Origin of the sequence: Actinobaculum sp. 313 (genome assembly GCF_003073475.1) — a bacterium.
In the GTDB taxonomy this organism is placed as follows: domain Bacteria; phylum Actinomycetota; class Actinomycetes; order Actinomycetales; family Actinomycetaceae; genus Asp313.
On the sequence record NZ_CP029033.1, the window covers coordinates 522,337 to 545,484 of the forward strand.

The window sequence follows — 23,148 nt, forward strand, 5'->3', positions numbered from 1 at the left end:
TACTTGAGTCAAGCGGTATCGCCTGCACTTGAATCAAGCGGCGTCACCCGCACGTGAATCCCCCGTAGCCCGCAGGCAGCGCCTCCCACGGCCCACCGCGATCTCAGAGGGCTAGAAACTCGGCAAAGCTCAACGGTCTCCGCCCGGCAATGTCCTCAATGGCTGTGCTGTCTCCATCCAACTCGCCGACCTTGATCGCGGTGTAGGTGGACACCCAGGCGTCGTACTCCCACTGTTCGGCCGGCCAGCGCAAGCGCGACTGGTATGCCTCTTCAACGGTCTCATCATGGAAGCGAATCTTGCGGCCCGTATGGTCGGATAACGCCTGCGCAACCTCGGTCAGCGTGAACGACTCCGGCCCGGTCAGGTCATAGGTTCGCCCGGCATGTACCGAGGGATCACGCAGCACTGCCGCAGCCGTGCGTGCAACATCAATACGAGCAACGCCCGCGGCTCGCCCGTCACCGGACGGTCCGCGGATCACGTCGTCGTCGCCTGCAAGCCCGGCGAAGAAGTCCAGATAGAAGTTATCCCGCAGAAAGGTATAGTCAAGCCCTGATTCCTTGATGTGCTCTTCGGTGACGAAGTGATCACGCGCCAGGGTGAAGGTCGCATCCGGCGCTGCACCGAAGAACGACGTGTACACAATCTGCTCAACCCCGGCCCGGCCGCCGCATCGACTAGCGCGAAATGCTGCTGCAGGCGATCCGGTGCTTCCACCCCGGAGACCATGAAAAGCGTCTTTACTCCCGCAAGGGATTCTCGCGTAGCGGCGTCGTCGGCGTAGGAGCTGCGAACGGCCACCGCCCCAGCCAACTGTGGTGCGCGCTCCGGCGCACGGGCGAGCAGACGAAGGTCAAAACCCTCGTGTGCGAGTAGGCGGGCGGCATTCCCTCCGATGAAACCGGTGGATCCGGTCAATGCAAGTGCCGGTGCGGAAGATGTCATGAGGTGTCCTATTCTGGTGATACCGGCCGTTGCGGCGCCGTGGCCTCGAACATTCACTCGGCACATGCGCGCACCGGCCGGTAGCGGTAGGCCGAGAGCCCTGACGCCAATACCGAGAGCCCTGACGCCAATACCAATTGTGTGGGTGTCGGTAATTGCCGATAAGCGCGGCGTTCAGCTGCGGTTTCGCTTATCAATCCCTGCCAATTGTGCACGTCACCGCAGCCGACCTTGCCTTCGTCATCGCCGTTAACGCGAATCACGCGAGCAGGATTCCCGACGGCGTGCGCATTGGGCGGAAGATCTCGTGTCACCGCAGCGCCGACGCCCGCCACGGTATGAAGGGTGGCAGCGCAGTGTTGGCAAAGGCACCAGGGGCAGTTTAATCGCATCCGCTAGATCAACCCGAGTTGTTGAAAACCGTAGGCCAATCCGTCGTCGTCAATACCGGGCACGATCATGTCGGCCGCATCCTTCACGCTCTCGGTACTATTGCCCATTGCGACTGCGGTATCGACAGCGTCGAATACGGCGAGGTCGTTCGGGGAGTCGCCAAACATAATTGCATCACGCGCATTTACCCCGAGGTGTTCTGCGGCTTCCTGTAGACCGGTGGCTTTGGTGACCCCGTTTATCAGAATTTCCCCGGCCAGGCCCGACTCTCCTTCCACGGAGCCGGTGAGTGCGATGTATCGACCATCATAGGGCGCAACGGTTTCATTCGGATGGAGCGGATTATCGTCCGGGATGAGGAAGGTTCCCTTCGACGCACTTTGCGGCGGACCGCTGCGCAAGAAGGGAGAAATACGGGCGGCGTAGGCACTCCAGTCGGAATCCGCTGTATCGGCCGAGCACGCCGCACCCGCATCGGTACCGGGTGTATCCGCATCGGCGTCGGCCTGATGTGCATCCGAATCGCGTTTCTCCGCAAACGCGGCGAGGAAGTCGGCGCTCGGGTAAAAGTCCGTGGGCGTCTGCCACAGCCACTGCACGCCGAGCGCGTCGAAACGTTGGCTCATATGCTGAACGTCGGCGGTCGGCATGCGATGGTCGGCAACGACGACGTCGCCTACGCGCACCCACGCACCGCTACCCCCAATCATTCCGCTGAACCCGAGATCCCAGATCCACGGGTAAATCTCCGGCAGAGACCTTCCGGTGCACAGTAGCAGTGTGTGCCCGGCGGCCGCTGCCGAAGAGAGAACCCTGCGGGCGGAATCCGGCACTTGTTGCCGCGAATTAATCAGAGTGCCGTCAACGTCGACGAGGATCAAGCGCTTGCTCACTGTTTCAGAATACCCGGTGGGATGCGAGATACGAAATGTCTGTTATAAGGTGTAGGTGCCACTGCCAGATGTGGCGAGAGGATACGTGATGAGACTAGCGGGTGCAGCTTTAGGAGGTGGAATGGCGCAAGCGCGTGGCGAGATTCGGCGGGCGGTGCGGTGTGATGGCGGGCTATACTTCGGTAGCATTTCGGGAGCAATCCACTGTGACCGAATCCTCGTACTGTTAGAATCCGTGGAAGACAGCTGCAAACGCTGCGGGCAGTTATAAGCGCTGCGGGCAGTTCAGAACCGCGGGACCAGTGGACTGGTAGGTAGGAACGGCTAAAGGGCTTGCTGTGGTGACAAGAAAGGACACGCCGCGATGACAACAGAGCATGGACAGAGCAACCGTACCGTTGTTTTTCTGCACGGCATGGGGGAGGGGCCGGAGGCTTGGGATGCGCAGGCGGCTGCGCTGCCCGCAGGTTTCACCGGATTGGCACTCCCGGTTTTCGGAACCCGGGACGCCGATATGCTCGATTTTACGCTTTCCGGTGCGGTGAGAGCACTTGTGGCGGATCTGGATCAACGCGGCCTCGACGTTGTGGATGTGTGTGGACTCTCGCTTGGCGCAATGGTGGCCACCCAATTTGCGATTGACCACCCACAACGGGTGCGGTCGTTGGTACTTTCCGGTAGTCAGACGCGTCCAAACCCGATTCTCATGAAGCTTCAGAATGCACTGATCCGCGTCGCCGGTGGTCAGATTGCGCCGGAGGGTATGAGTAAGGCACGCCTGCGGCAGATTGTGCATGAACTGGCGCGGATCGACACGCGGGAGGCAGTCACTACCCTCAGCGCTCCGACCCTGATTATGTGTGGTACACGTGATCGTCCAAACCTCCCGGCGTCGCGCTTGCTGGCGCGGCTGATTCCGGGGGCACAACTGCAGATCGTGCCAGGGGCGGTCCATGTGTGGAACACGCAGAAACCAGAGGAATTCTCCCGGCGGATCAACGAGTTTTTCGTCGACGCGATACCAACGAGTGCCGGTGAAGCCTGAGGGCGGGCTGATAGCTGTGACGCGCTCTGATACTGCCAGTACCAGGGTCCTGACGCGCCAACGCGAGAGTTCCAACGCGCCAGCACGAGAACTCTGCCAGCACGAGAGCTCTAGCGTGCCGACACGAGGCTCTGGCACTGCGGAAGGCGCTGGCTACGAATGATCTTGGTCGTCCAACTGCTCGAAGATATGTGGCAACAGGGGGCAGATCACCCCGAGTGCGTCCTTCACCCCGCCACGTGATCCGGGGGAGTTGACGATCAACACCCCGTACACCCCGCGCTCGGTGATTCCTACGATTCCCCGCGATAGCGAGGATAGCGGTGTCTTTGCCAGGCCGACGTCGCGAATCTGCTGCGTGAGTCCGTCCATGCGCACGCTGATGAACTCCGCGCTGACCTCCGGAGTAATATCGCCCGGTCCGACTCCCGTACCTCCCACAGTGACGATGATGCGCGCGCCGGAAGCAATCGCATCCCGCAACGCCGCGCGCAGCTCGAGCGGGTCCTCTGCCACATGCTGTGGTGTTTTGGTATGCACTCGGCTCTGTTCCAAAATGCCCACGGCGAGGGGGCCGACCGTGTCCTCGCGCGTCCCGTTGACGATCTCCGTGGACACGACGACGGCGCCCGGCAGGTCACGGTCCATGGCGTGGGCTTGACGATGCTCCGATTTGCCGCTGAGTTCTGCGGCATGGTCGCGACCGGGCCGACCCTCGTTCCGGGAAGCCTCAGTCGGCGATGACGTGACATACGACGACAAGGCGTGCCGATCTGTGCCCAGGGAACCCTCCGCCTCCCTCCCGGTACTCGCTGCCGCTTCCCGGCCGGCGTCATTGTTGCCTCTCATCATGCTCTCCTGGCGCTATTGCGAATTTGCTAACAAAAGTCTTACGTAAAAACGCGGGAATTGCGGCCGAATATGCCGCGTGCGGCGATTTTTGCCCGTAGCCTGATAGTAGCAAAAGCACGGTCGGTGGCGTGAAAAATTGACTCGGTTGAACTGCCTCTGTTGGTTTGTTCAGGCGGAACCGGTACGGCTGCCGTACTGTGCCATTGGTCTGTATGACTCGAACGGTGGTTTGTACTGACTAAGTGCAGGCCGCTCGCTCGGTGCGCAGGTCCGAGTAGGCCGCATTTGTGCCCCACCTTGGACCGAACAGACCGAGCTTCTGAGCGGGACGAACTTGCGGTCCGCGCTGATTGCGCGGATGGCCGGAGCGGCCCTCGCGAACCGCCCTGCCTGCCTGGCTGGGTATCGGCCGACATCAATCTAATACGGGCTGTGACACTGCTAGACAAAGGTGCTGGTTCACGGCTCGACGTCGTGAGAATCAACGTCGTCACAGTAAGGAAACCACGTGAGTAAGCACAACCCTGAGGAATCCACTACGGAATCCACCAGTTTGCATACAGAAGGCTACCTGCTCGTCGGCTGGGATCCGGAGAACCCAGACCGGTGGAGTTCGAAGACGGCTTGGACCACCCTTGTCATCTCCACCTTCTCGCTGGTGATTGGCTTTTGCGTCTGGTTCCTCGTCTCGGCGCTGGCCTCAAAACTGAACGACATCGGCTTCAACCTCACCAGCGGACAGCTCTACTGGCTTGCCGCCATGCCCGGCCTCTCGGGCGGCCTTCTCCGGCTGGTCTTCATGTTCCTCCCGCCGATGATCGGCACCCGGCGCCTCATCGGCTACTCGTCACTGCTCTACACCATCCCCATGTTCGGATGGTTCTTCGCCGTGCAGAACACCTCGACCTCCTTCGGGGTACTTATGCTTCTCGCCTTCCTCTGTGGTGTTGGCGGAGGTACTTTCTCCGGCTACATGCCCTCCACCGGGTACTTCTTCCCGAAGCGGCTCTCCGGAACGGCTCTCAACCTCCAGGCCGGCATCGGTAATCTCGGTATGTCCATCATCCAGATCGCCGGACCGTGGCTGATGGGCTTCGGACTCTTCGGCATCACTTTCATCGCTCCGGAGAACAGTGGCGGAGAATCACTCTGGGTGCACAATGCGGCGATCTTCTTCGTACCCTGGGCGCTGGTGGCGGCGGCCCTCGCCTTCACCTTGCTTAAAGATGTGCCGATCAAGGCCAACTTCCGCCAGCAGATCGATATCTTCGGAAACCCGAACACCTGGTTCATGACGCTGCTGTACATCATGACCTTCGGCATCTTCTCCGGCTTCTCCGCCCAGTTCGCCCTGCTGATTAACAATAACTATGGCTCCGCCTCCCAGCTCGCGGAGGCGGGCTTCGCCAATTTGCCGCAGGGGGTGACCTACGCCTTCCTCGGCCCGTTGATCGGCTCGATTGTCCGTGTACTGTGGGGGCCGCTCTGTGACCGATTCGGAGGTGCCATCTGGACCTTCGTCTCCGGCGTCGGAATGGCGGCAACGTTGGCCACCTGCGCCTTCTTCCTTGATCCCTCCTCTCCGGACGACTTCACCGGATTCCTGTGGGGAATGCTCGTGATGTTCTTCTTTGCGGGCATCGGCAATGCCGGCACCTTCAAACAGATGCCAATGATCATGCCGAAACGGCAAGCCGGCGGCGCGATCGGTTTCACGGCAGCCATCGCGGCCTTCGGTCCCTTCCTGGTAGGTGTGGCACTGTCCGCCATGAGCGCCCGCACCTGGTTCATTGTCTGCGCCTCGTACTGCGTGGCTTGCGCATTGCTGTGCTGGATGCAGTACGCCCGCCGCAGGGCACCCTTCCCGGGATAAGCACCTATTCATCACACCAGCGGAAAGGAGTTTCACATGGCAACCACAGGCAATGCGGCCGGTCCGAAGGACTCATCACTGTTCTCGTTTGGTGCACATCTGCGCCGCGGCGAGGTATCCGCCGATGCCCGGCAGATCTTCCTGACGGGCGGGCGGGAAGCCGACGTGTTCTACCGGCAACGCTTCAGCTATGACAAAGTCGTTCATTCTACGCACGGCGTGAACTGTACTGGATCATGTTCGTGGAAGGTGTACGTGAAAGACGGCATGATCACCTGGGAGTCCCAGGTCACCGACTATCCGACGACGGGGCCGGATATGCCGGAATACGAGCCGCGCGGTTGCCCGCGCGGGGCGGCCTTCTCCTGGTACGAGTACTCGCCGACCCGTATCCGCCACCCGTATGTGCGCGGCGTACTCCTCGACGCGTATCGTGCGGCGAAGGCCGTTCATGGCGGCGACCCCGTGGAGGCGTGGCATGCCGTCATCTCCGATCCGCAGGTTTGCCACGCCTTTAAGAGTGCTCGCGGCAAGGGCGGCATGGTCCGGACCAGTTGGCAGGAGGCCACCGAAATAGTTGCGGCGGCGACGACGTCGACCATCAAAGACTACGGCCCGGACCGCCTGGCCGGCTTCACCGTAATCCCGGCCATGTCGCAGGTTTCTTACGGTGCGGGAGCACGCTTCCTCGAACTGCTGGGCGGAACCATGCTCTCCTTCTACGACTGGTATGCGGACCTGCCTCCGGCGTCGCCGCAGGTATTCGGCGACCAAACGGATGTGCCGGAGGCGGGTGACTGGTTCAACGCCGACTACCTCATCATGTGGGGATCGAATGTGCCGCTGACGCGAACCCCCGATGCCCATTTCATGGCGGAGGCCCGCTACCACGGGCAAAAAGTCGTGGTCTGCTCGCCGGACTTCGCCGACAACACTAAGTTCGCCGACGAATGGTTGCGGGTTGCGCCCGGCACCGACGCGGCCCTCGCTCTGGCCATGGGCCACGTGATTCTCTCTGAATTCCACCTTGACCGCAAAGAGCCCTTCTTCCTCGACTACATGAAGAAGAACACCGACTCTCCCTTCCTCGTCACTTTGGTGAGGGAGGAGGACGGCACCTACACTCCGGGTAAGTTCCTTACCGCCTCCGATGTAGGTGGGGCATTGGCGCAGACCCCGTACGCGGATTTCCGGCTCCTCGTACTGGATGAAGACGGCGCCGTCAAGGACCCGGGAGGCACAATCGCTGATCGGTATGGTGATGCGGGCGCTGGCAAATGGAACCTGCGCATGGACGGCGTTAACCCGGTCATGTCGTTGTACTCCGAGGGTTGCCGGAGCGCGGAGATCTCCCTGCCTCGTTTCGACCTTCCCGGGCAGCCCGGTGACGGACCGATCGGCACCGGTGTTGTGCGCCGTGGTGTTCCCGTGCGCGAAGTGGCCGGGCAGCTCGTCACCACCGTGTACGACCTGCTGCTTGCGCAGTACGCGGTGGCCCGCCCGGGCCTGCCGGGTCAGTGGCCAACCGGCTACGACGACGCCGCGACACCGGGCACGCCGGCATGGCAGGAGGAGCTTACCGGCGTACCCGCCGCGGCAGCCGAGCGCGTGGGCCGCGAATTTGCCCAGAATGCACTGGATTCCGGCGGCTGTTCACAGGTCATTATGGGAGCGGGCATTAATCACTACTTCCACGCTGACGTGATTTACCGGGCGATTCTGGCACTGACATCGATGTGTGCCACGCAAGGGGTAAACGGCGGAGGATGGGCGCACTACGTGGGGCAGGAGAAGGTGCGCCCAATTACCGGGTGGACGCAGTACGCCTTCGCGCTGGACTGGGCACGGCCCGCGCGGCAGATGATCACCACCGGCTTCTGGTACATCCTCACGGATCAGTGGCGCTATGACGGCGCCTCCGCCAAGCGCCTCTCGTCCCCGCTGTCCAAGGGATCACTGGATGGGATGAGCCTGGCCGATACCCTGGTGGAGTCCATTCAGCGCGGCTGGATGCCCGGTTTTCCACAGTTTGATCGCTCGTCGTTACAGTTGGGTGATGATGCGAAGGCGGCCGGTATGGCTCCCGGCGACTACATTGCGCAGGAACTTGCCGCCGGGCGGCTGCACTTCGCCGTTGAAGATCCGGATGCCAATGAGAACCAGACCAAGGTGCTGTTCAACTGGCGCACCAACCTGCTCGGTTCTTCGGCTAAGGGCACGGAGTTTTTCCTACGGCATATGCTGGGGGCGGATAACGACGTGCAAGCCTCCGAGCTGCCACCGGAGCGCCGCCCCAGCAAAATGGTGTGGCGAGAGGAAGGCACACGCGGCAAACTCGACCTCATGGTGACGGCTGACTTCCGTAACACCTCGACGACGCTGCATTCCGACGTCGTCCTCCCGGCGGCTACCTGGTACGAGAAGCACGACCTCTCCTCCACCGACATGCACCCCTTCGTACACACCTTCAACCCGGCGATTCAGCCGCCATGGGATGCACGGACGGATTTCGAACTTTTCCAGGAGCTGGCCGATCTGGTTTCGCAGCTGGGTGCCAAGCATTTGGGCGTGCGCACCGATATTGTGGCCAGCCCACTTACGCACGATACGCCGGATGAGCTCAACGGGGCGCACGGAATCGTGGGGCCACGGGAGAAAGTCGGGTGGGTTCCCGGCATCACAATGCCGAAAATTATCCCGGTGGAGCGCGACTACTCCAAGATTGCCGAGAAGTTCAATACGATTGGCCCGCTGCCGGAAAAGGCAGGCATGATTACCAAGGGCGTGGCCTTCAAACCCGACAAGCAAATTGAACAACTCAAGGCTCGCTTCGGTACCGCGCCCACCAGCGCCGGGGAGCGCCCGCTTGTGGACACCGCCAAGAAGGCGGTGGAAATGATTCTCACGCTGTCGGGTACCACCAATGGAGCCGTCGCGGTTCAGGGCTGGAAACAACTGGAGAAGCGAGTGGGCACCGCGTTGGCCGATCTGGCCGCCGGGGACGAGGAGAAGCTCATCCGCTACGAGGATATTGAACGCCGTCCGGTAGGGGTTATTACCTCTCCGGAATGGTCCGGATCGGAGCACGGTGGACGGCGCTACACCGCCTTCGCCGTAAACAGAGAACGCTCCAAGCCATGGCACACGCTCTCTGGGCGTATGCATTACTTCCTCGACCACGATTGGATGCGCGATTCGGGCGAGCAGCTGCCCACCTTCCGCCCGCCGCTCGATCTACTCCATCTGTACGGCGAAGCCGCGCCCGGCACAGTGTTGGAGGACGGCCGTGGACAGGTGGAAGTGGCGGTGCGCTACCTGACCGTGCACAACAAATGGGCTATCCACTCGCAGTATTACGACAATCTGCACATGCTGACTCTGGGCCGGGGTGGCCAGACGGTGTGGATGAGCCCGCAGGATGCGGAAAAGGTTGGGGTTCGTGATAATGAGTGGATCGAGGTGCATAACCGCAACGGCGTGGTCACGGCCCGTGCCGTTGTGTCGCATCGCATCCCGGAAGGGACCGTCTTGATGCATCACGCGCAGGAGCGCACTATGAACACCCCGCTGAATGAATCCACCGGTAAACGCGGCGGTATTCATAATTCGCTTACGCGCATCCTCATTAAACCCACCCATGTGCTAGGTGGTTACGGCCACTTCACCTATGCATTCAACTACATCGGACCGACGGGCAACCAGCGCGATGAAGTGGCGCTTATCCGCCGTCGTAGCCAGGAGGTGCAGTTCTGATGAAAGTCATGGCACAGATCGCGATGGTGATGAACCTCGATAAATGCATCGGTTGCCACACCTGTTCGGTCACCTGCAAGCAGGCATGGACGAACCGTGAGGGCACCGAGTACATGTGGTTCAACAACGTGGAGACCCGGCCCGGCGTCGGCTATCCGAAGCGGTGGGAGGATCAGGAACACTATCGTGGCGGATGGCGCCGCACCGAGGATGGCAAGCTGGTTCCGCGCCAGGGTGGGCGGCTGCACCGGCTCTCGCAGATCTTCGCCAACCCGCGTATGCCGCAGCTCGACGCCTACTACGAGCCATGGACCTACGAATACGACAAGCTGCTCTCCGCTCCGAAAGACGCGAAGGCGGTACCGGTTGCGCGTGCGAAATCGCAGATCTCGGGCAAATATATGGATACGCCGCAGTGGGGACCGAACTGGGACGACAACCTAGGTGGCTCATTGGAAACCATGCAGGACGATCCGGTGCTCGCAGCATCCGGGGCGACCATCAAGGCGGAGATCGAAAAGGCCTTCATGTTCTACCTGCCGCGCATCTGCGAACACTGCCTGAATCCCACCTGCGTGGCCTCCTGCCCCTCCGGTGCGATGTACAAGCGGTCCGAGGACGGCATCGTGTTAGTGGACGAGGACAAGTGCCGGGCATGGCGCATGTGCGTATCCGGTTGCCCGTACAAGAAGGTGTACTTCAATCACCGCACCGGTAAGGCGGAGAAATGCCACCTGTGCTATCCGCGCATTGAGCTTGGTGAACCAACGGTGTGCTCGGAGACCTGCGTAGGGCGCATCCGCTATCTGGGCGTCTTGCTGTACGACGCCGAGCGGGTGGGGGAGGCCGCGGCTACGGAGGACGAGAAAGAACTCTACGAGGCACAGCGATCCATCCTGCTTGATCCACACGATCCGGCTGTTATTGAAGGTGCGCTGCAAAACGGCGTGCCGCATTCGTATATTGAATCGGCGCAGCAGTCGCCGGTGTACGCGCTGATCCACGACTACCAGGTGGCCCTGCCGCTACATCCTGAGTACCGCACGCTGCCCATGGTGTGGTATGTGCCGCCCCTCTCTCCGATTGTGGACGAAGTGACGGCCTCGGGTGCCGACGGCGAGGGCGCCAAGGTGCTGTTAACGGCCATTTCGCGTATGCGCATCCCGCTGGAGTATCTGGCTGGAATGTTCACCGCGGGCGACACCGTGCCCGTGGAACGCGTGTTGCGCCGCCTCGCATGTATGCGCTCCTATATGCGCGATATTCACCTGGGAGGCGAGGGGAATGAGGAGATTCCGGCCGCCGTGGGCATGACTGGCGAGCAGGTGGAACGCATGTATCGGCTGCTCGCCGTCGCCAAATATGACGACCGGTATGTCATTCCAACGACCCATCCCGAAATTGAACGGTCGGCGGATGCCTTCAACTGCCCGCTGGATAGCGCGGGTGGGCCGGGTATGGGCGGCAGGCCCTTTTCCGGGCGCAAAGTATTCGTGGATCTTCTGCCCAGTAGGCCGTAATGAGTATCAACATGGGGCCACGCCGTAAGGCGCAGGCAGGCTCTTCCACTGCTGACCGGGCACATGGTGTGCCTGGCCGGGGCGCACGTCGCGGTGCACCCGCAGACGTGGTACCGGTAACCGTGAGCGACGCCGAGCGGGCTACCACCTTCATGGCGGCGTCAATATTGCTGGATTATCCAGGTGCCGATTTCGCCGCGCGGCTCGATGCCGTGGACGACGCCGTCACCTCCCTCCCGGAGCGGCTCGCTGTGCTTTTCATGGACTTCACCGGGTGGGCACGGGTGTATGGCCTGCGTGCGGTCGAAGAAGCGTATGTGGCGACCTTCGATGAGCAACGGCGTTGTGCTCTGGAGCTGTCGTATTACGCAGTGGGGGACACGCGGCAACGCGGGCAAGCTCTACTGGCCTTCCGGGAACTCTACCGGGCAGCCGGATTTGAACAGGAGGGTGACGAGCTTCCCGATTACCTGCCTGCGATCCTCGAACTGGTTGCGCGTTCGATTGATGACCCGGTCACTTCCGGTGTGCTTCCCGCACATCGGGAGGGCCTGGAGGTGTTGCGCGCCGCGCTCTATCAGCGTGAATCGGCGTGGTACGGCATTATTGCAGCGGTGTGTGCCGTACTGCCGGAGATCACGGACGACGTCGTCGAACGATACCAGAAACTCATCCGGCAGGGCCCGCCGACGGAACTCGTCGGCATTCATAATCTTCCTTTCCCGACTCTTCAGGAGGCACGGCCATGAACGCCCTTGATCTCTTCCTGTGGGCCATTTTCCCGTATATGTGCGCGGTTCTTTTCGTCGCAGGACTCGTGTGGCGATGGCGCACGGACCAGTTCGGTTGGACCGCACGTTCCTCCCAGCTGCATGAATCAAAGTTGTTGCGGCTTGGTTCTCCGCTGTTCCACTTCGGCATTATCTTCGTGCTGCTCGGCCATCTGATGGGGTTGATTATTCCGAAGTCTTGGACGAATGCTCTGGGGATTTCCGAGCATGCGTACCATGTGCTGGCTACGGTCGGGGGATCTGCGGCAGGGCTGGCTACGATCCTCGGCCTTGTGCTGCTGATCATTCGGCGTATCCGCTATCCGGGAGTCCGCCGGGCGACGACGCGAAATGACAAGATCATGTACGTGTTGCTTGGCATGCCGATTCTGCTGGGGGCTTTCGCAACCGTGCAGAATCAGATCTTTGGTGCACCGGGCGGTTACGACTACCGCGAAACGATTTCGGTATGGCTGCGCTCCTTGTTCGTATTCCAGCCGAAAGTGGAGTTGTTGGCGGGGGTGCCGCTGAGCTTCAAGCTGCATATCGTGGCGGGCCTGCTCCTCATCGCGATGGTTCCCTTTACGCGTCTCGTGCATTCGGTGACGCCGCCGGTGGGCTACGTGACCCGGCCCTACGTGGTGTATCGCTCGCGAAGGGCTGACGTGGCAACGAGCGCGACGGCGAAGGGGTGGGCTCCGTTGAATGGTGTTCAACCGCGCGATCAAGGCCGCCATGACGCCCATGCGCAGGGAGCGTGACGTGGTCAGACTTGACACTGTCGTTCGGGCGGCGGCTGAGTCTGAATGATGTCGGCGCGCAGCTGGCTCTAGGCCGCGCCGACTCCCCCCTCGCTGCCGCCGCCAAATGGTGGCGATGCACCGGCTGCGACTATGAAGCAGGTGTCATACCTGCTTGGTGATGGTCATGCCTGCGACGATGGTCCGCTCTACGCCGTCGGACTCTCGCGGTATGATGACCGAAAATGTATTTCGATAACAGCGGGTAGTGCGGCATCGGAGGACCCCGGTGGATCGGTTCCAGCACATCTGGCAGCGTTATCGACGGGAGGAGAAGCCATGACGACCAGTTCTACGCAGTTGCGTCACAGCGCTGCCATTGATTCTTTTTCACGGCTTGCCTCTAATCTGGCGGACTTGAGCGCCGGTCAGAGTTCTATGCTGCTTGTACTGACGGAGTTCGGGCGGCCGGCCACCATCAGTGACCTAATGGAACGGACCGGATTACACGCGAACTCGATCCGAGAAACGCTGACTGTATTGGTGGATGCGGGCCTAGTGCAGCGGTCAGCTGTTCCCAGTGTGACTCGCGGGCGCCCGGCTTGGCAGTACGAGCCAGCAGTGCCGCCGTCGATCAGTGCGCTGATGGACGACTTCCTCGCTTTCGCGATGGCCATATGCCGCTACTTACACGCCAATGCTGCTGACGAGTGGAATGACGCCTGGCAGATCGGTACGGCGTGGGGCGACGAGATTATCGCGTACGGAATCGCGGGTGTTGCGCCATCGCAGGAGGATGGGCTCGTCGGAATGCAGTCCTCGGTCTACCCGGTGGCGCAGCAGAAGCAGGGACGAGTTGCAGGGTACTCGCCTACGGAGCCTTCCTCCGGGGAGAATAACGAGCTCTCCGGTCCCACGGCACGGCTCCGGATTCTGTTATCGGTTCTTGGCTTCGCTGCCCGCGGCGGGACGGATGTTGGCACCATCCAGTTGACCGTCTGTCCATTCTCCCGTGAGGGCAGGGCACCTGATCCGTTGATCTGCCGTATGCATGCAGCCATGCTGTCGCGGCTCACCGCTGCTCTGGCGGGCGAGCAGTATCAGGCGAGCATCGCGGTGAATTATCCGGTTGCGCCCTGTCAGGTTTCTCTGCTGAAACAGGACGGTGTCTGTGTGTGATGGTCCTGCGGTAGGTAGTGTCGCTCACCGTTGGCACGGCGCACCGCTAGAACTATAGGCCACACGGATCCGTATTTGCGGAATTGTTCCAAGTGTTTCCACGCAAATCGGTATAGTTGAGGTATGGCTGATTATCGGATCGCTGAGGTTTCCCATCTGCTCGGAGTTTCCGATGACACCGTGCGGCGGTGGATTGAGGAAGGGCGCATCGCGACGGTTCCCGATAGTTCTCCGCGGCGGGTGGAGGGAGAGTCCCTGGCGCGGCATTTGAGCGAAGCGCATCCACATGAACCTGAGACGCGTGTATCCACGCGGAACTTGTTAGAAGGCCTCGTCGTTGAGGTGATCTCTGATCGGGTGATGAGCCAGGTCGTTATGCAATGCGGCCCGTATCGGGTGGTCAGCCTTATTTCCACAGAGGCGGTTCATGAACTGGGACTCGAACCGGGAGTGATTGCCGCAGCGCAGATCAAGGCAACCAACGTCTCCATCGTCTCTGGTCGGTCCGCGGGATAGCGCGTGGAGCCAGTACGGCTGGGCGTGCGCTGGTGAGCACAGGGCCAACTGGGAATGTGCAGGAGTTAGGCGGCGCGGCTCCGAGTGCGCCCAGGCAAGCGGCTTGGACGGTCCCAGACGACGGTCACATAACAGTCGCGCATAAGAGGAGCAATCATGTCATCGCTACACGATAGTTCGGTACGACGCCGCACGGTCGCCATCCTCGCGGTCTGTGCTCTGCTCGGCGCGTGCGCAGGAAACAACTCCAATGCTGCAAGCACAGCAGCTGAACGAATGCCGAGCAGCGTCAACAATACTGGCGCCGTGGAGCTCTCAGGCAACATCACCGTGTTCGCCGCTGCTTCGCTGATAGATGTGCTGCCGGAGGTGGAGGAAGCCTTTCACACCAAGTATCCCGATGTGGCGCTTACATACAACTTCGGTGGCTCGTCCGGCCTCGTCGACCAGTTAGAAGGAGGAGCCCGAGCGGACGTCCTCCTGACCGCCAACGTCACCACCATGGAGAACGCCGACGACGCCGACCTGATTGACGACTCCTACTCCTTCACATCGAACACGCTGGTTATCGTTGTGCCTGCAGGGAATCCAGCCGGTGTCACCGGTCTCGCCGATGGATCGCTCGATAACACCAAGGTGGTGATCTGTGCGCCAGAGGTCCCCTGTGGCGAGGCGACCCAGAAGCTGGCGGCGATCAATGATGTGACTCTACAACCCGTCTCGGAGGAACAGGCGGTCACCGATGTGCTGGGCAAAGTGGCCAGTGGTGAAGCAGATGCCGGACTCGTCTACACCACCGACGCGCAAGGGGCGGGCGATCAGCTTGAGGTGATCGAGATTGAGAATGCTGACCAGGTTGTAAACGACTACCGGATCGCCATCCTGCGAGAGGCGGCGAACCCGCAGGCCGCACAGGCATTCACGGACTTCGTCCTCTCGGAACGCGGGCAGGAGATCCTGCATGCGCATGGTTTCCAAGACCCGGTGGAGTAGGAGCGAATGCCGGAGAAGCCTGCAGTGATGAGCCTACGACCTCGCCCTCGCCAGCCGATCCCTCGCCGACGTATCGGCTATGCGCCATGGCTCCTCATTCCCAGCTCGCTCGCTGCCCTGTTCCTTCTTGTTCCGCTTGTGGTGATCGCAGCCCGCACTCCGTGGGGGGATTTCTGGCCGCTCATCAGCGCGGAGGGAAGCAGAGCCGCGCTGTGGCTCTCGGTGAAGACGTGCCTTGCATCGACATTGTGCTGCGTGGTGCTGGGTGTTCCGCTGGCGATGGTGTTGGCGAAACTTCCAGATAGCTGGTGGGCGCGCGCAGTTAGGACCGTTGTCACATTGCCGATGATGCTGCCGCCCGTGGTCGCCGGCCTTGCTCTGCTGTTGACCTGGGGGAGGCGCGGATTGATCGGCCAGCACTTGGCTCTTTTCGGAATCGAGATCGGCTTTACGACACTCGCCGTTATCATGGCGCAAACCTTCGTAGCCATGCCATTTCTGGTCAGTTCGCTTGAGGGTGCGATTCGAGCAAGTGGATCGCACTACGAAGAAGCCGCTCGCGCGCTCGGGCCTCCCGTACGCGGACATTCTTCCAGGTGACTCTGCCGGTGTTGCTTCCCGCCTTCATCTCGGCGACGGCGATCTGCTTTTCACGGGCGCTGGGTGAATTCGGCGCTACCATCACTTTTGCCGGCTCATTGCAGGGTGTTACGCAGACGATGCCGTTGGCGATCTACCTGCAGAGGCAGATCAATACCGATCAGGCGCTTGCACTGGCGATTATGTTGATCATGTTGGCGATTGCCGCAATCTTCGGGGCGAATATGGTGGCAGCACGCTTGCCCGGGATGGGCGGTGTAATCGCAGGAAGTGGGCGGGAGCACCGGTTGCGGTCCGAGGGCATGGCACGGGCAATCACCGCGGGAGGCTTCGACCCGGATGTGGAAGATACCAGTGCGGGCGAGGGCTTTGCCCGTCCGGATGGAGAGAGTGCCGTTGCGCAGGCGGAGCAGCCCGCCCCGGAAACGCGAAGACCGCCGGGCAGTTCCGGCCTCTCGGGCTACGGCACACACCGAGGAGCCTCCCCGCGCATCACAATCCGGGCGGCCGTGACCGCGCGAGGAGCCAAATACGATGTTGAGATTCCCGGCGGCGAGCTCACGGCGATTATGGGGCCGAACGGCGCCGGGAAATCCACCATGCTTGAGTTGGTTGCGGGTTCTCTGCAGCCGGACAGTGGCCGCATTTCCTTCGATCCCGCCGACGTCACGGTAACGATCCTGCAGCAAAAACCGCTCCTCTTTCCGCATATGAGCGTGCAGGCCAATGTGGAGTTTGGCCTGCGCTGCCGTGGCGTGGGAAAGCCTGAGGCGCGGCGGCGCGCGACCAGCGAACTTGCGCAGGTCCGCTGTGAGGCATTGGCGGAAAGAAGGCCCCACCAGCTATCGGGTGGCCAGGCACAGCGGGTCGCCATTGCTCGCGCCATGGCGATCAATCCCGACGTGGTGCTGCTCGACGAACCCATGGCCGGGCTGGACGAGGAAAGTGCCTGCCAAGTGCGCGCCCAGCTGCGAGAGCGGTTGGCCGGATCCGGAGTGACAGCATTGCTCGTCACCCATGACCCGGTGGATGCCGAAGAGCTTGCCTCTCGAACCGTCCTGATCCGACATGGTCGAGTGGAACGTGTAACAGCGCGCTAGTACTTTCCCGCAGTAACGAACCGTTGTGCGTGCTTCCTGCAGCTTCGTCACCAGGCGAAGCAGGCCAGCTTGTGCCTTCGGGGGTACATCCGCGGTTGAGGCGCGCCAGTTGTTGCATGGGACGGGGTGCGTTCCATTGCCCTGGCCGGATGCGGTCTATTACCCGGAACTAGACGTGGTCTATTGCTTGGGCCGGACGCGGTCTATTGCTTGGGACCGGGCTGCGTCTCCTGCTTTGGGCTGGGCGTCGTCGTCTGCTCGGGACCGGTCGGCATCGTTTTGCTTGCGACCGGGCGTCGTCGTCCGGGTACTGAACACATTCGCGGTACCCGAACTCCCCTTGCCTACGCTGAGGGCACACCGGTTGGGTGTCACACCGCGCCGCGTCCCGCTGCGGGTGTTCGCCACACTAGCAAGAAAGGAATGACATGAACCGGATTCTGACCACACATGTGGGATCTCTGCCGCGCCCGGCGGAACTACTTGAGGCCAATGCGCGCATGTCGGCTGGCGACATCAGCGTGGATGAGTTCACCGCTATTCTCGACGACGCCGTCGCGACCGTGATCAAGCAGCAGCGCGAGATCGGTATCGATATTGTCAACGATGGCGAATACGGCCATATCATGACGGAAAGCGTCGACTATGGTGCGTGGTGGTTCTACTCCTTCACCCGCTTCGGCGGCTTGACCATGAGCGAGGATGTGCGGTTCGAGTTCGCCCCGGCAGCTTCGGAATCGAAGGTGCAACTGCAACCGTTCTCGGAACGCCGTGACTGGACGCGCTTCCGCGATGCCTATAGCGACCCCGCCTCGGGAATCCATACGGCCAACAGTAAGGCGACTGCCTTCCCGATTATTACTGCCCCGATTACCTATATCGGCCAGGAGGCAGTACAGCGCGATATTGAACTGACGCTCAAAGCTCTTAAGGCAAACGGGCTGAGCGCCGCTGACGGCTTCGTCGCCGCGCTATCGCCGGGGTCGGCTTCCCGTATCGGGAATGACTACTACAAGAACGACGTCGAAGTGGTCAACGCCTGTGCGGACGCTCTGCACGAGGAGTACAAGGCGATCACCGATGCCGGCCTGACGGTACAGATTGATGATCCGTCCATTGCCGAGGCTTGGGATCAGGTCAATCCGGAGCCGGCGTTGGAGGACTACCGCGACTTCATCCAGGTGCGTATTGACGCGCTTAATCGGGCCCTGGAAGGAATCCCGGAGGATCAGGTGCGGTTCCACGTCTGCTGGGGATCCTGGCACGGTCCGCATACCACCGATATTCCTTTTGCAGATATCGTGGACAAGGTGCTGCAGGTTAAGGCGCGTGGTTACACCTTCGAGGCTGCCAACGCCCGGCATGCCCACGAATGGAAGCTGTGGAAGAATGTGGAGCTTCCTGCGGGGAAGGTCATTATTCCCGGCGTTGTTTCCCATTCCACAAATGTTGTGGAGCATCCCGAGCTGGTGGCGGAGCGTATCGAGAACTTCGCCAAGTTGGTTGGTCCGGAGAACGTTATTGCTTCTACCGACTGTGGACTGGGCGGGCGTGTTTACCCGTCCATCGCGTGGGCGAAGCTGGAGGCACTTGCCGCTGGAGCTCGTATAGCCAGCCAGCGGCTTTTCGGCTAAGTGGCACGATAAAACCATGCGGGCATGAGGCCAGGCCGGTTGGCTTCATTACCCACAAGGCCCGGCTCGCAGCGCGCCATGCGCGACCCAGGTGTGGGTCGGGCCTTCTTTTGGACCTTGCGTGAGTACTTGCCTCGCATGTCAGGGGTTAGTGCCTCACATCGTGATCGGGTGGTGAAGGCTTCTCACCCCAACGTAATACCCAGTCGCGCCCGTAGACGCAGATGATCGCAAAGGGAAGTTGCAATAGGAGCAACGGCAACTCGGCACGCAGTACCTGACTGAATGCGGCATCGCTCGCGATGCGTCCGGCGATCAGTGCCACGGCCACTAATGCAGCGTAGCCGATTAAGACTTTGAGTGGTATGCTGACCTGCCCACCTCCTTCGTCGTCGACACTTCCTTCGTCGTCGACCGCGCATAAGGCCGACTCACCGTGAACTCCGTTGCCGAAGAGTCGGCCCTGTAGCACGGCCGGGCCCTCGCTGGAATCGACACGGCAGCGGCGGAGGAAGAGTCGGCCCTGTAGCACGGCCGGGCCCCATGGCTGCCACATAGACGTGCTAACAGGACGTGAACGTGGGATAAACACCAAGGTTAAGTACGCCGAAAACACCGGGGTAGAGTGCGGTGGGCGTCGCACACCGGCGTGCGAGTAATGCCGAACAGGTGCCGCCGAAATAGCATGTGGAAACATTGACAACCGACAGACTCTCCGACGAACGCCTACGCTCGGCCCGTGCACAGCAGGAAACTGATCCGCTTCGGGTGGTGTGACCACGCTAGGATAGCGGTGTGATTCGTGACTTTCCGCTTCCGGATGCGCAAGTCCCTGCCGTCCGCGACTGGCTGTCCAACCCCACCGTAGGGGTGACTCCGCGCCCGGCATCGACTGTCATGCTGTTGCGTCCCGCCTCCGGTTCCCATCCTTTCGAGGTGTACATGGTGCGTCGCGCTTCCACCATGGCGCACACTCCCGGCGTATCCGCTTTTCCGGGTGGTTCCGTGCGCCCAGACGACGACGATCTTGACATTCCGATGCTGGGACCTTCCACCGACGTGTGGGCGTGGCGTCTGGATGAGGAACAGGAGAAGACCCATCGAATGCTGCTTGCCGCAGCACGGGAGGTCTTCGAGGAATCCGGTGTGCTGCTAGCCCAAGGGAGGCATCCCTTGCCTGTGATGAGTGGGAAGATGCACGGCGCGAAGTGGAAGCCCATCGCTTGGACTTCGGCGATATGCTTCGGGAGCACTCACTGACGCTCGATTTTCGTACCGTGGCCTTCCGTGGAATGTGGACGACGCCGGACTACGCTCCGAAACGCTTCGCCGTCGCCTTCTTCACCGCGCTGTTGCCGGAGGGGCAGAATCCGGTGCTTGCATCGTCGGAGGCCACACGCGCAGGTTGGGATACACCTGCCGGTCACCTGGAGCGCGCGGAGCGTGGCGAGATCACACTGGTTGCACCCACTCGGGTCAATCTTGAGGAGCTTGCGGCGGCTTCGAGCCTGGATGGGGCCTTGGAATCGGTGACGAGGCACATCAAATTCGTGCCAACACAGCGCGCACCGGGAGAATTCGTTCTTCGGTGGGAGACATGATCCCGGAACTGGGAGCTGCCGAGGAGGTACAACGTATCGCACCTTGTGCGGTGCGTGTGCTCGCGAACAATCCGTCGCCTATGACCCTGAACGGAACCAACACCTATGTGTTAGCCGCCGCGGGCCAGGGCGTCGTCGTCGATCCCGGGCCGACACAGCGCGCGCATCTGGACGCCATTATCGCCGGAGCCGATCTGCTGGGTGTTTCGATCACCACGATCATCACCACGCACTCCCATCCTGACCACACCGCTGGCGTGCCGACATTGGCAGAACATACCGGGGCAGAGGTTGTCACTGCGGCGGAGCTTGCGGGGCATGGCGGAACGTTCCGCCGCGCCGCGGACCTCCAACCGGCGGGTTCCGCCGAGACGATAACCGGTACCCCTGCAAGGCTCAGCACCCCTGCAAGGCTCAGCACCCCATACCAGAATGCCTGCCCTCCGTCCGCCGGTTCCGTTACCTCCGCCGACGACGCGGGGCGTCGGCACTCCGTAGGCGGAGGCTGTCCGTCCTCCATCAAGGGGGTGGTCGCCATTGCCACGCCGGGCCACTCGGCGGATTCGGTTTGTCTGCTTGAGCCCGGCGAAGGTCTACTGTTCACCGGCGACACCATCTTGGGTCGGGGGACAAGTGTGATCGCGCATCCCGATGGGCATCTCGCCGACTATCTCGCCTCGTTGGACAGGATTGAGGAATTGTTTTCCGCAGGCCGTGCGAGGCGGCTACTGCCCGGGCATGGTCCGGAGGTGGCTGATCCTCTTCAGTGGCTTCGTTTCTACCGGGACCATCGACACGAGCGTTTAGTGGAAGTGCGAGCCGCAGTGGAGCGGTATGGTCCGAGCGTCGAACTGGTCACCGCGGCTGTCTATCCGGATACCACTGGTCAGATTCGCACAGCTGCCTGCATGATCGTGCGGGCACAGGTGGAGTACCTGGCGAAGGAACACCAGTAGAGAGGTAACGCTTGTGCGGACTGCGCCTGCACATAGGCGTAGTGGGGAGGAGGCTAGCGCCAGCGGAGTCGGCGGCCGGGTTCGCAAGTAGAAGCGGGCCTCTCACGATACCCACCAGGTAGCTCATTGCTACGCATGCGCACAACCACACGCCCGTGCCCACCAGGCCCTTTATCGCTACGCTTGCACACAACCACACGCCCGCGCCCACCAGGCCCTTTATCGCTACGCTTGCACACAACCACACTTACCAGACCTCTCGGTTCGACCGGGTTCACTGCTGCGTTAGCTATGGATTCTCTCCGGGTTATTCATACATCTCCGCGCAAAGACAGGACCCCGGCGAAAAACGCGGAGCAGATCCATAGTCGGCGAAGAGATACACCGCGAGCAGTGAGCGACCTAGCTCAGAGCAGGCGCCCTCACCTGGAGCATGAGCTCCCACCTGGAGTGGACAATCAATCCCTGTCGGCAGCGGGGATCCTCGGCTCGGAGTGTTTTCCGAACCCTTCACGCACAGTGTCAAACCACCAAAGGCGGTACGAGTCAGCCATGCAGTAGCCACGTGTCAGAAATAAGAACTGAGCCGAAATCTGCGTGCAGATTTCGGCTCCGTCCGCTGCGGTTGTGCTACCGCTACACAGGTCAGTTCACGGTTGATTCACCGAGGGTGACTTCGACTTCCCGCGAGGTGCCGTCAACACCGGTTACGGTTAGTGTGACCTTATCTCCCACGGAATACCGCTTGATGGCCTCGGAGAGCTCAGAGGCAGAAAGCTCCTGACCGTTCAAGGCGGTAATTGTCTCGCCCGCTTGCAGGCCCGCCGCTTCAGCGCCGGAGCCCTCGAAGACCTCGCGGATAATCGCCCCGCTGGAATTCGACTGGCTTGGATCAGCCTGCTGACCTGACGACTGGGAATCCGCGTCTGCTGTGGAGATGGACACTCCAAGCGCGGCATTCTTTCCGATCACGACCGTGTCGCTGCTTTGACCGTTTTTGATCTGATCAGCAATTGCCATCGCATCGGAAATCGGAATGGCATAGCCAGAGACCTGGGTTGAGGTAACTCCCATTGAGGCGGCGGTGGTAACGCCAATGACTTCGCCGTCCGCATTCATCAACGGTCCGCCGGAGTACCCGGAGACCACGTCGGCATCGGTCTTGATCAGCCCCGACAGCTCTTCGGATCCCGAGGAGGATCCCTCGCTCTGCGCGGTGATCTGTTGGTTGAGACCGGTCACGCTGCCTTTAACCTCGGATAGGTAGCCCTGCCCCATGCCATTTCCGATAGCAGAGACAGCGTCGCCCTCGTTAACCGTGCCTTTGTTAATCTTCACCGTCTCAAGATTTGTCGCATTCTTAAGCTGTAGGAGTGCAACATCTCGGCTGGCATCATGCCCGACGACGGTAGCCTCATACGTTTGGCCGGTATCGCCAACCGTCACGTTGACGGTGGTCGACCCTTCCACAACGTGATAATTCGTGAGAACGAGTCCGGAGGGGTCAATAACCATTCCGGTACCGGCTCCCTGGCCATTCATGAGTAGGGTGTTGATCAATACGACTCCCGGTGCCGATTCCACCCGGGTTCCGGTGCTGGCCGCATCGGAGTCTTCTTGATCGTTTGGCAGGACCGGAATAAAGCCGCCCTCAGTGCCCTCGACATCATTAGTTCCCGGGTCGGTAAAGAAGGGGTCGATAGTCTGTGATGGCGTATCCACTGCGGTATTGTCACCCTGGATCAGGGTCCCTATCCCTGTTCCGAGTACACCTCCTAGCAC

Annotated in this window: 20 protein-coding genes and 2 pseudogenes; 15 read left to right on the top strand and 7 right to left on the bottom strand. The window is 61.2% G+C overall.

Annotated elements, in window-relative coordinates; genetic code table 11:
* Positions 1-103 precede the first annotated feature (103 nt).
* From DDD63_RS13305 to DDD63_RS02265, 4 genes and pseudogenes are all read right to left on the bottom strand, one after another.
* Positions 104-646 (bottom strand): NAD(P)H-binding protein, encoded by a 543-nt coding sequence (locus DDD63_RS13305; RefSeq protein WP_346426228.1) that lies wholly within the window; start codon positions 644-646, stop codon positions 104-106.
* A gap of 53 nt (positions 647-699) precedes the next feature.
* Positions 700-1,014, bottom strand: a pseudogene (locus tag DDD63_RS13310) (NAD(P)H-binding protein); the annotation flags it as partial.
* Positions 1,002-1,262 carry a hypothetical protein gene (locus DDD63_RS12360; protein WP_205647298.1) on the bottom strand — a complete coding sequence of 87 codons (261 nt, stop codon included), beginning with the start codon at positions 1,260-1,262 and terminating at the stop codon, positions 1,002-1,004. The gene DDD63_RS12360 and the pseudogene DDD63_RS13310, both read right to left, overlap by 13 nt.
* A gap of 81 nt (positions 1,263-1,343) precedes the next feature.
* Positions 1,344-2,234, bottom strand: a complete 891-nt coding sequence (locus DDD63_RS02265; RefSeq protein WP_108715005.1) for an HAD family hydrolase — start codon at positions 2,232-2,234, stop codon at positions 1,344-1,346.
* A gap of 364 nt (positions 2,235-2,598) precedes the next feature.
* On the opposite strand from DDD63_RS02265, the gene DDD63_RS02270 reads away from it, so the two are divergent.
* Complete coding sequence (locus DDD63_RS02270) at positions 2,599-3,279, top strand: alpha/beta hydrolase (protein ID WP_108715006.1); 681 nt, start codon at positions 2,599-2,601, stop codon at positions 3,277-3,279.
* A gap of 153 nt (positions 3,280-3,432) precedes the next feature.
* Here DDD63_RS02270 and DDD63_RS02275 read toward each other — a convergent pair whose 3' ends face one another.
* Positions 3,433-4,131, bottom strand: coding sequence for a molybdopterin-binding protein (locus tag DDD63_RS02275; RefSeq protein WP_240611341.1), 699 nt, complete (start codon positions 4,129-4,131; stop codon positions 3,433-3,435).
* Positions 4,132-4,639: 508 nt separating this feature from the next.
* Between DDD63_RS02275 and DDD63_RS02280 the strand changes: the two genes are divergently transcribed.
* The 11 genes and pseudogenes from DDD63_RS02280 (at position 4,640) to DDD63_RS02325 (ending at position 18,809) form a co-directional block, all read left to right on the top strand.
* Complete coding sequence (locus DDD63_RS02280; protein ID WP_205647299.1) at positions 4,640-6,004, top strand: nitrate/nitrite transporter; 1,365 nt, start codon at positions 4,640-4,642, stop codon at positions 6,002-6,004.
* A gap of 36 nt (positions 6,005-6,040) precedes the next feature.
* Positions 6,041-9,757, top strand: a complete 3,717-nt coding sequence (locus tag DDD63_RS02285; RefSeq protein WP_108715007.1) for a nitrate reductase subunit alpha — start codon at positions 6,041-6,043, stop codon at positions 9,755-9,757.
* Positions 9,757-11,277 carry a nitrate reductase subunit beta gene (gene narH, locus DDD63_RS02290; protein ID WP_108715008.1) on the top strand — a complete coding sequence of 507 codons (1,521 nt, stop codon included), beginning with the start codon at positions 9,757-9,759 and terminating at the stop codon, positions 11,275-11,277. Before DDD63_RS02285 ends, narH begins: the two co-directional genes overlap by 1 nt.
* Entirely contained in the window at positions 11,277-12,026 is a 750-nt protein-coding gene (gene narJ / locus DDD63_RS02295; protein WP_205647300.1) for a nitrate reductase molybdenum cofactor assembly chaperone, read from the top strand. Before narH ends, narJ begins: the two co-directional genes overlap by 1 nt.
* Positions 12,023-12,808: a respiratory nitrate reductase subunit gamma gene (gene narI, locus DDD63_RS02300; protein ID WP_108715010.1), complete on the top strand. Its 786-nt coding sequence runs from the start codon at positions 12,023-12,025 to the stop codon at positions 12,806-12,808. The genes narJ and narI overlap by 4 nt, the downstream gene beginning before the upstream one ends.
* Before the next feature lie 132 nt (positions 12,809-12,940).
* Complete coding sequence (locus DDD63_RS02305) at positions 12,941-13,966, top strand: MarR family transcriptional regulator (protein WP_108715011.1); 1,026 nt, start codon at positions 12,941-12,943, stop codon at positions 13,964-13,966.
* A 123-nt stretch (positions 13,967-14,089) separates the two neighbouring features.
* Positions 14,090-14,482 carry a TOBE domain-containing protein gene (locus tag DDD63_RS02310; RefSeq protein ID WP_108715012.1) on the top strand — a complete coding sequence of 131 codons (393 nt, stop codon included), beginning with the start codon at positions 14,090-14,092 and terminating at the stop codon, positions 14,480-14,482.
* 156 nt (positions 14,483-14,638) lie between these two features.
* On the top strand, positions 14,639-15,475 hold the full coding sequence (gene modA / locus DDD63_RS02315; RefSeq protein ID WP_108715013.1) for a molybdate ABC transporter substrate-binding protein: 837 nt from the start codon (positions 14,639-14,641) through the stop codon (positions 15,473-15,475).
* Between the two features lie 279 nt (positions 15,476-15,754).
* Positions 15,755-16,230, top strand: a pseudogene (locus tag DDD63_RS12690) (ABC transporter permease subunit); the annotation flags it as partial.
* 147 nt (positions 16,231-16,377) lie between these two features.
* Positions 16,378-17,175 carry an ATP-binding cassette domain-containing protein gene (locus tag DDD63_RS12695; protein WP_276308100.1) on the top strand — a complete coding sequence of 266 codons (798 nt, stop codon included), beginning with the start codon at positions 16,378-16,380 and terminating at the stop codon, positions 17,173-17,175.
* Between the two features lie 428 nt (positions 17,176-17,603).
* Positions 17,604-18,809, top strand: coding sequence for a cobalamin-independent methionine synthase II family protein (locus DDD63_RS02325; protein WP_108715014.1), 1,206 nt, complete (start codon positions 17,604-17,606; stop codon positions 18,807-18,809).
* 148 nt (positions 18,810-18,957) lie between these two features.
* Here DDD63_RS02325 and DDD63_RS02330 read toward each other — a convergent pair whose 3' ends face one another.
* The gene (locus DDD63_RS02330) at positions 18,958-19,365 is read right to left on the bottom strand and encodes a hypothetical protein (RefSeq protein ID WP_108715015.1); all 408 of its coding nucleotides are present in this window, start codon (positions 19,363-19,365) and stop codon (positions 18,958-18,960) included.
* Positions 19,366-19,604: 239 nt separating this feature from the next.
* Between DDD63_RS02330 and DDD63_RS02335 the strand changes: the two genes are divergently transcribed.
* The 3 genes from DDD63_RS02335 to DDD63_RS02345 are packed head-to-tail and all read left to right on the top strand — an operon-like array spanning position 19,605 to position 21,366.
* Positions 19,605-20,069: a hypothetical protein gene (locus DDD63_RS02335; protein ID WP_108715016.1), complete on the top strand. Its 465-nt coding sequence runs from the start codon at positions 19,605-19,607 to the stop codon at positions 20,067-20,069.
* The gene (locus DDD63_RS02340; RefSeq protein ID WP_108715017.1) at positions 20,048-20,410 is read left to right on the top strand and encodes a hypothetical protein; all 363 of its coding nucleotides are present in this window, start codon (positions 20,048-20,050) and stop codon (positions 20,408-20,410) included. Before DDD63_RS02335 ends, DDD63_RS02340 begins: the two co-directional genes overlap by 22 nt.
* The gene (locus DDD63_RS02345) at positions 20,407-21,366 is read left to right on the top strand and encodes an MBL fold metallo-hydrolase (RefSeq protein WP_108715018.1); all 960 of its coding nucleotides are present in this window, start codon (positions 20,407-20,409) and stop codon (positions 21,364-21,366) included. The genes DDD63_RS02340 and DDD63_RS02345 overlap by 4 nt, the downstream gene beginning before the upstream one ends.
* A 645-nt stretch (positions 21,367-22,011) precedes the next feature.
* On the opposite strand, the gene DDD63_RS12180 is transcribed toward DDD63_RS02345, so the two are convergent.
* Complete coding sequence (locus DDD63_RS12180; RefSeq protein ID WP_164505423.1) at positions 22,012-23,088, bottom strand: trypsin-like peptidase domain-containing protein; 1,077 nt, start codon at positions 23,086-23,088, stop codon at positions 22,012-22,014.
* Between the last annotated feature and the right edge of the window lie 60 nt (positions 23,089-23,148).

What these genes read in the sequence shown, in the direction of transcription:
- narH (WP_108715008.1), top strand. Translation starts at nt 9,757, where the DNA reads ATGAAAGTCATGGCACAGATCGCGATGGTGATGAACCTCGATAAATGC.
- DDD63_RS02305 (WP_108715011.1), top strand. Translation starts at nt 12,941, where the DNA reads ATGAAGCAGGTGTCATACCTGCTTGGTGATGGTCATGCCTGCGACGAT.
- narJ (WP_205647300.1), top strand. Translation starts at nt 11,277, where the DNA reads ATGAGTATCAACATGGGGCCACGCCGTAAGGCGCAGGCAGGCTCTTCC.
- DDD63_RS02285 (WP_108715007.1), top strand. Translation starts at nt 6,041, where the DNA reads ATGGCAACCACAGGCAATGCGGCCGGTCCGAAGGACTCATCACTGTTC.
- DDD63_RS02325 (WP_108715014.1), top strand. Translation starts at nt 17,604, where the DNA reads ATGAACCGGATTCTGACCACACATGTGGGATCTCTGCCGCGCCCGGCG.
- DDD63_RS02270 (WP_108715006.1), top strand. Translation starts at nt 2,599, where the DNA reads ATGACAACAGAGCATGGACAGAGCAACCGTACCGTTGTTTTTCTGCAC.
- DDD63_RS02330 (WP_108715015.1), bottom strand. Translation starts at nt 19,365, where the DNA reads ATGTGGCAGCCATGGGGCCCGGCCGTGCTACAGGGCCGACTCTTCCTC.
- DDD63_RS02310 (WP_108715012.1), top strand. Translation starts at nt 14,090, where the DNA reads ATGGCTGATTATCGGATCGCTGAGGTTTCCCATCTGCTCGGAGTTTCC.
- DDD63_RS02345 (WP_108715018.1), top strand. Translation starts at nt 20,407, where the DNA reads ATGATCCCGGAACTGGGAGCTGCCGAGGAGGTACAACGTATCGCACCT.
- DDD63_RS02275 (WP_240611341.1), bottom strand. Translation starts at nt 4,131, where the DNA reads ATGATGAGAGGCAACAATGACGCCGGCCGGGAAGCGGCAGCGAGTACC.
- narI (WP_108715010.1), top strand. Translation starts at nt 12,023, where the DNA reads ATGAACGCCCTTGATCTCTTCCTGTGGGCCATTTTCCCGTATATGTGC.
- DDD63_RS12695 (WP_276308100.1), top strand. Translation starts at nt 16,378, where the DNA reads ATGGCACGGGCAATCACCGCGGGAGGCTTCGACCCGGATGTGGAAGAT.
- modA (WP_108715013.1), top strand. Translation starts at nt 14,639, where the DNA reads ATGTCATCGCTACACGATAGTTCGGTACGACGCCGCACGGTCGCCATC.
- DDD63_RS02340 (WP_108715017.1), top strand. Translation starts at nt 20,048, where the DNA reads ATGCTTCGGGAGCACTCACTGACGCTCGATTTTCGTACCGTGGCCTTC.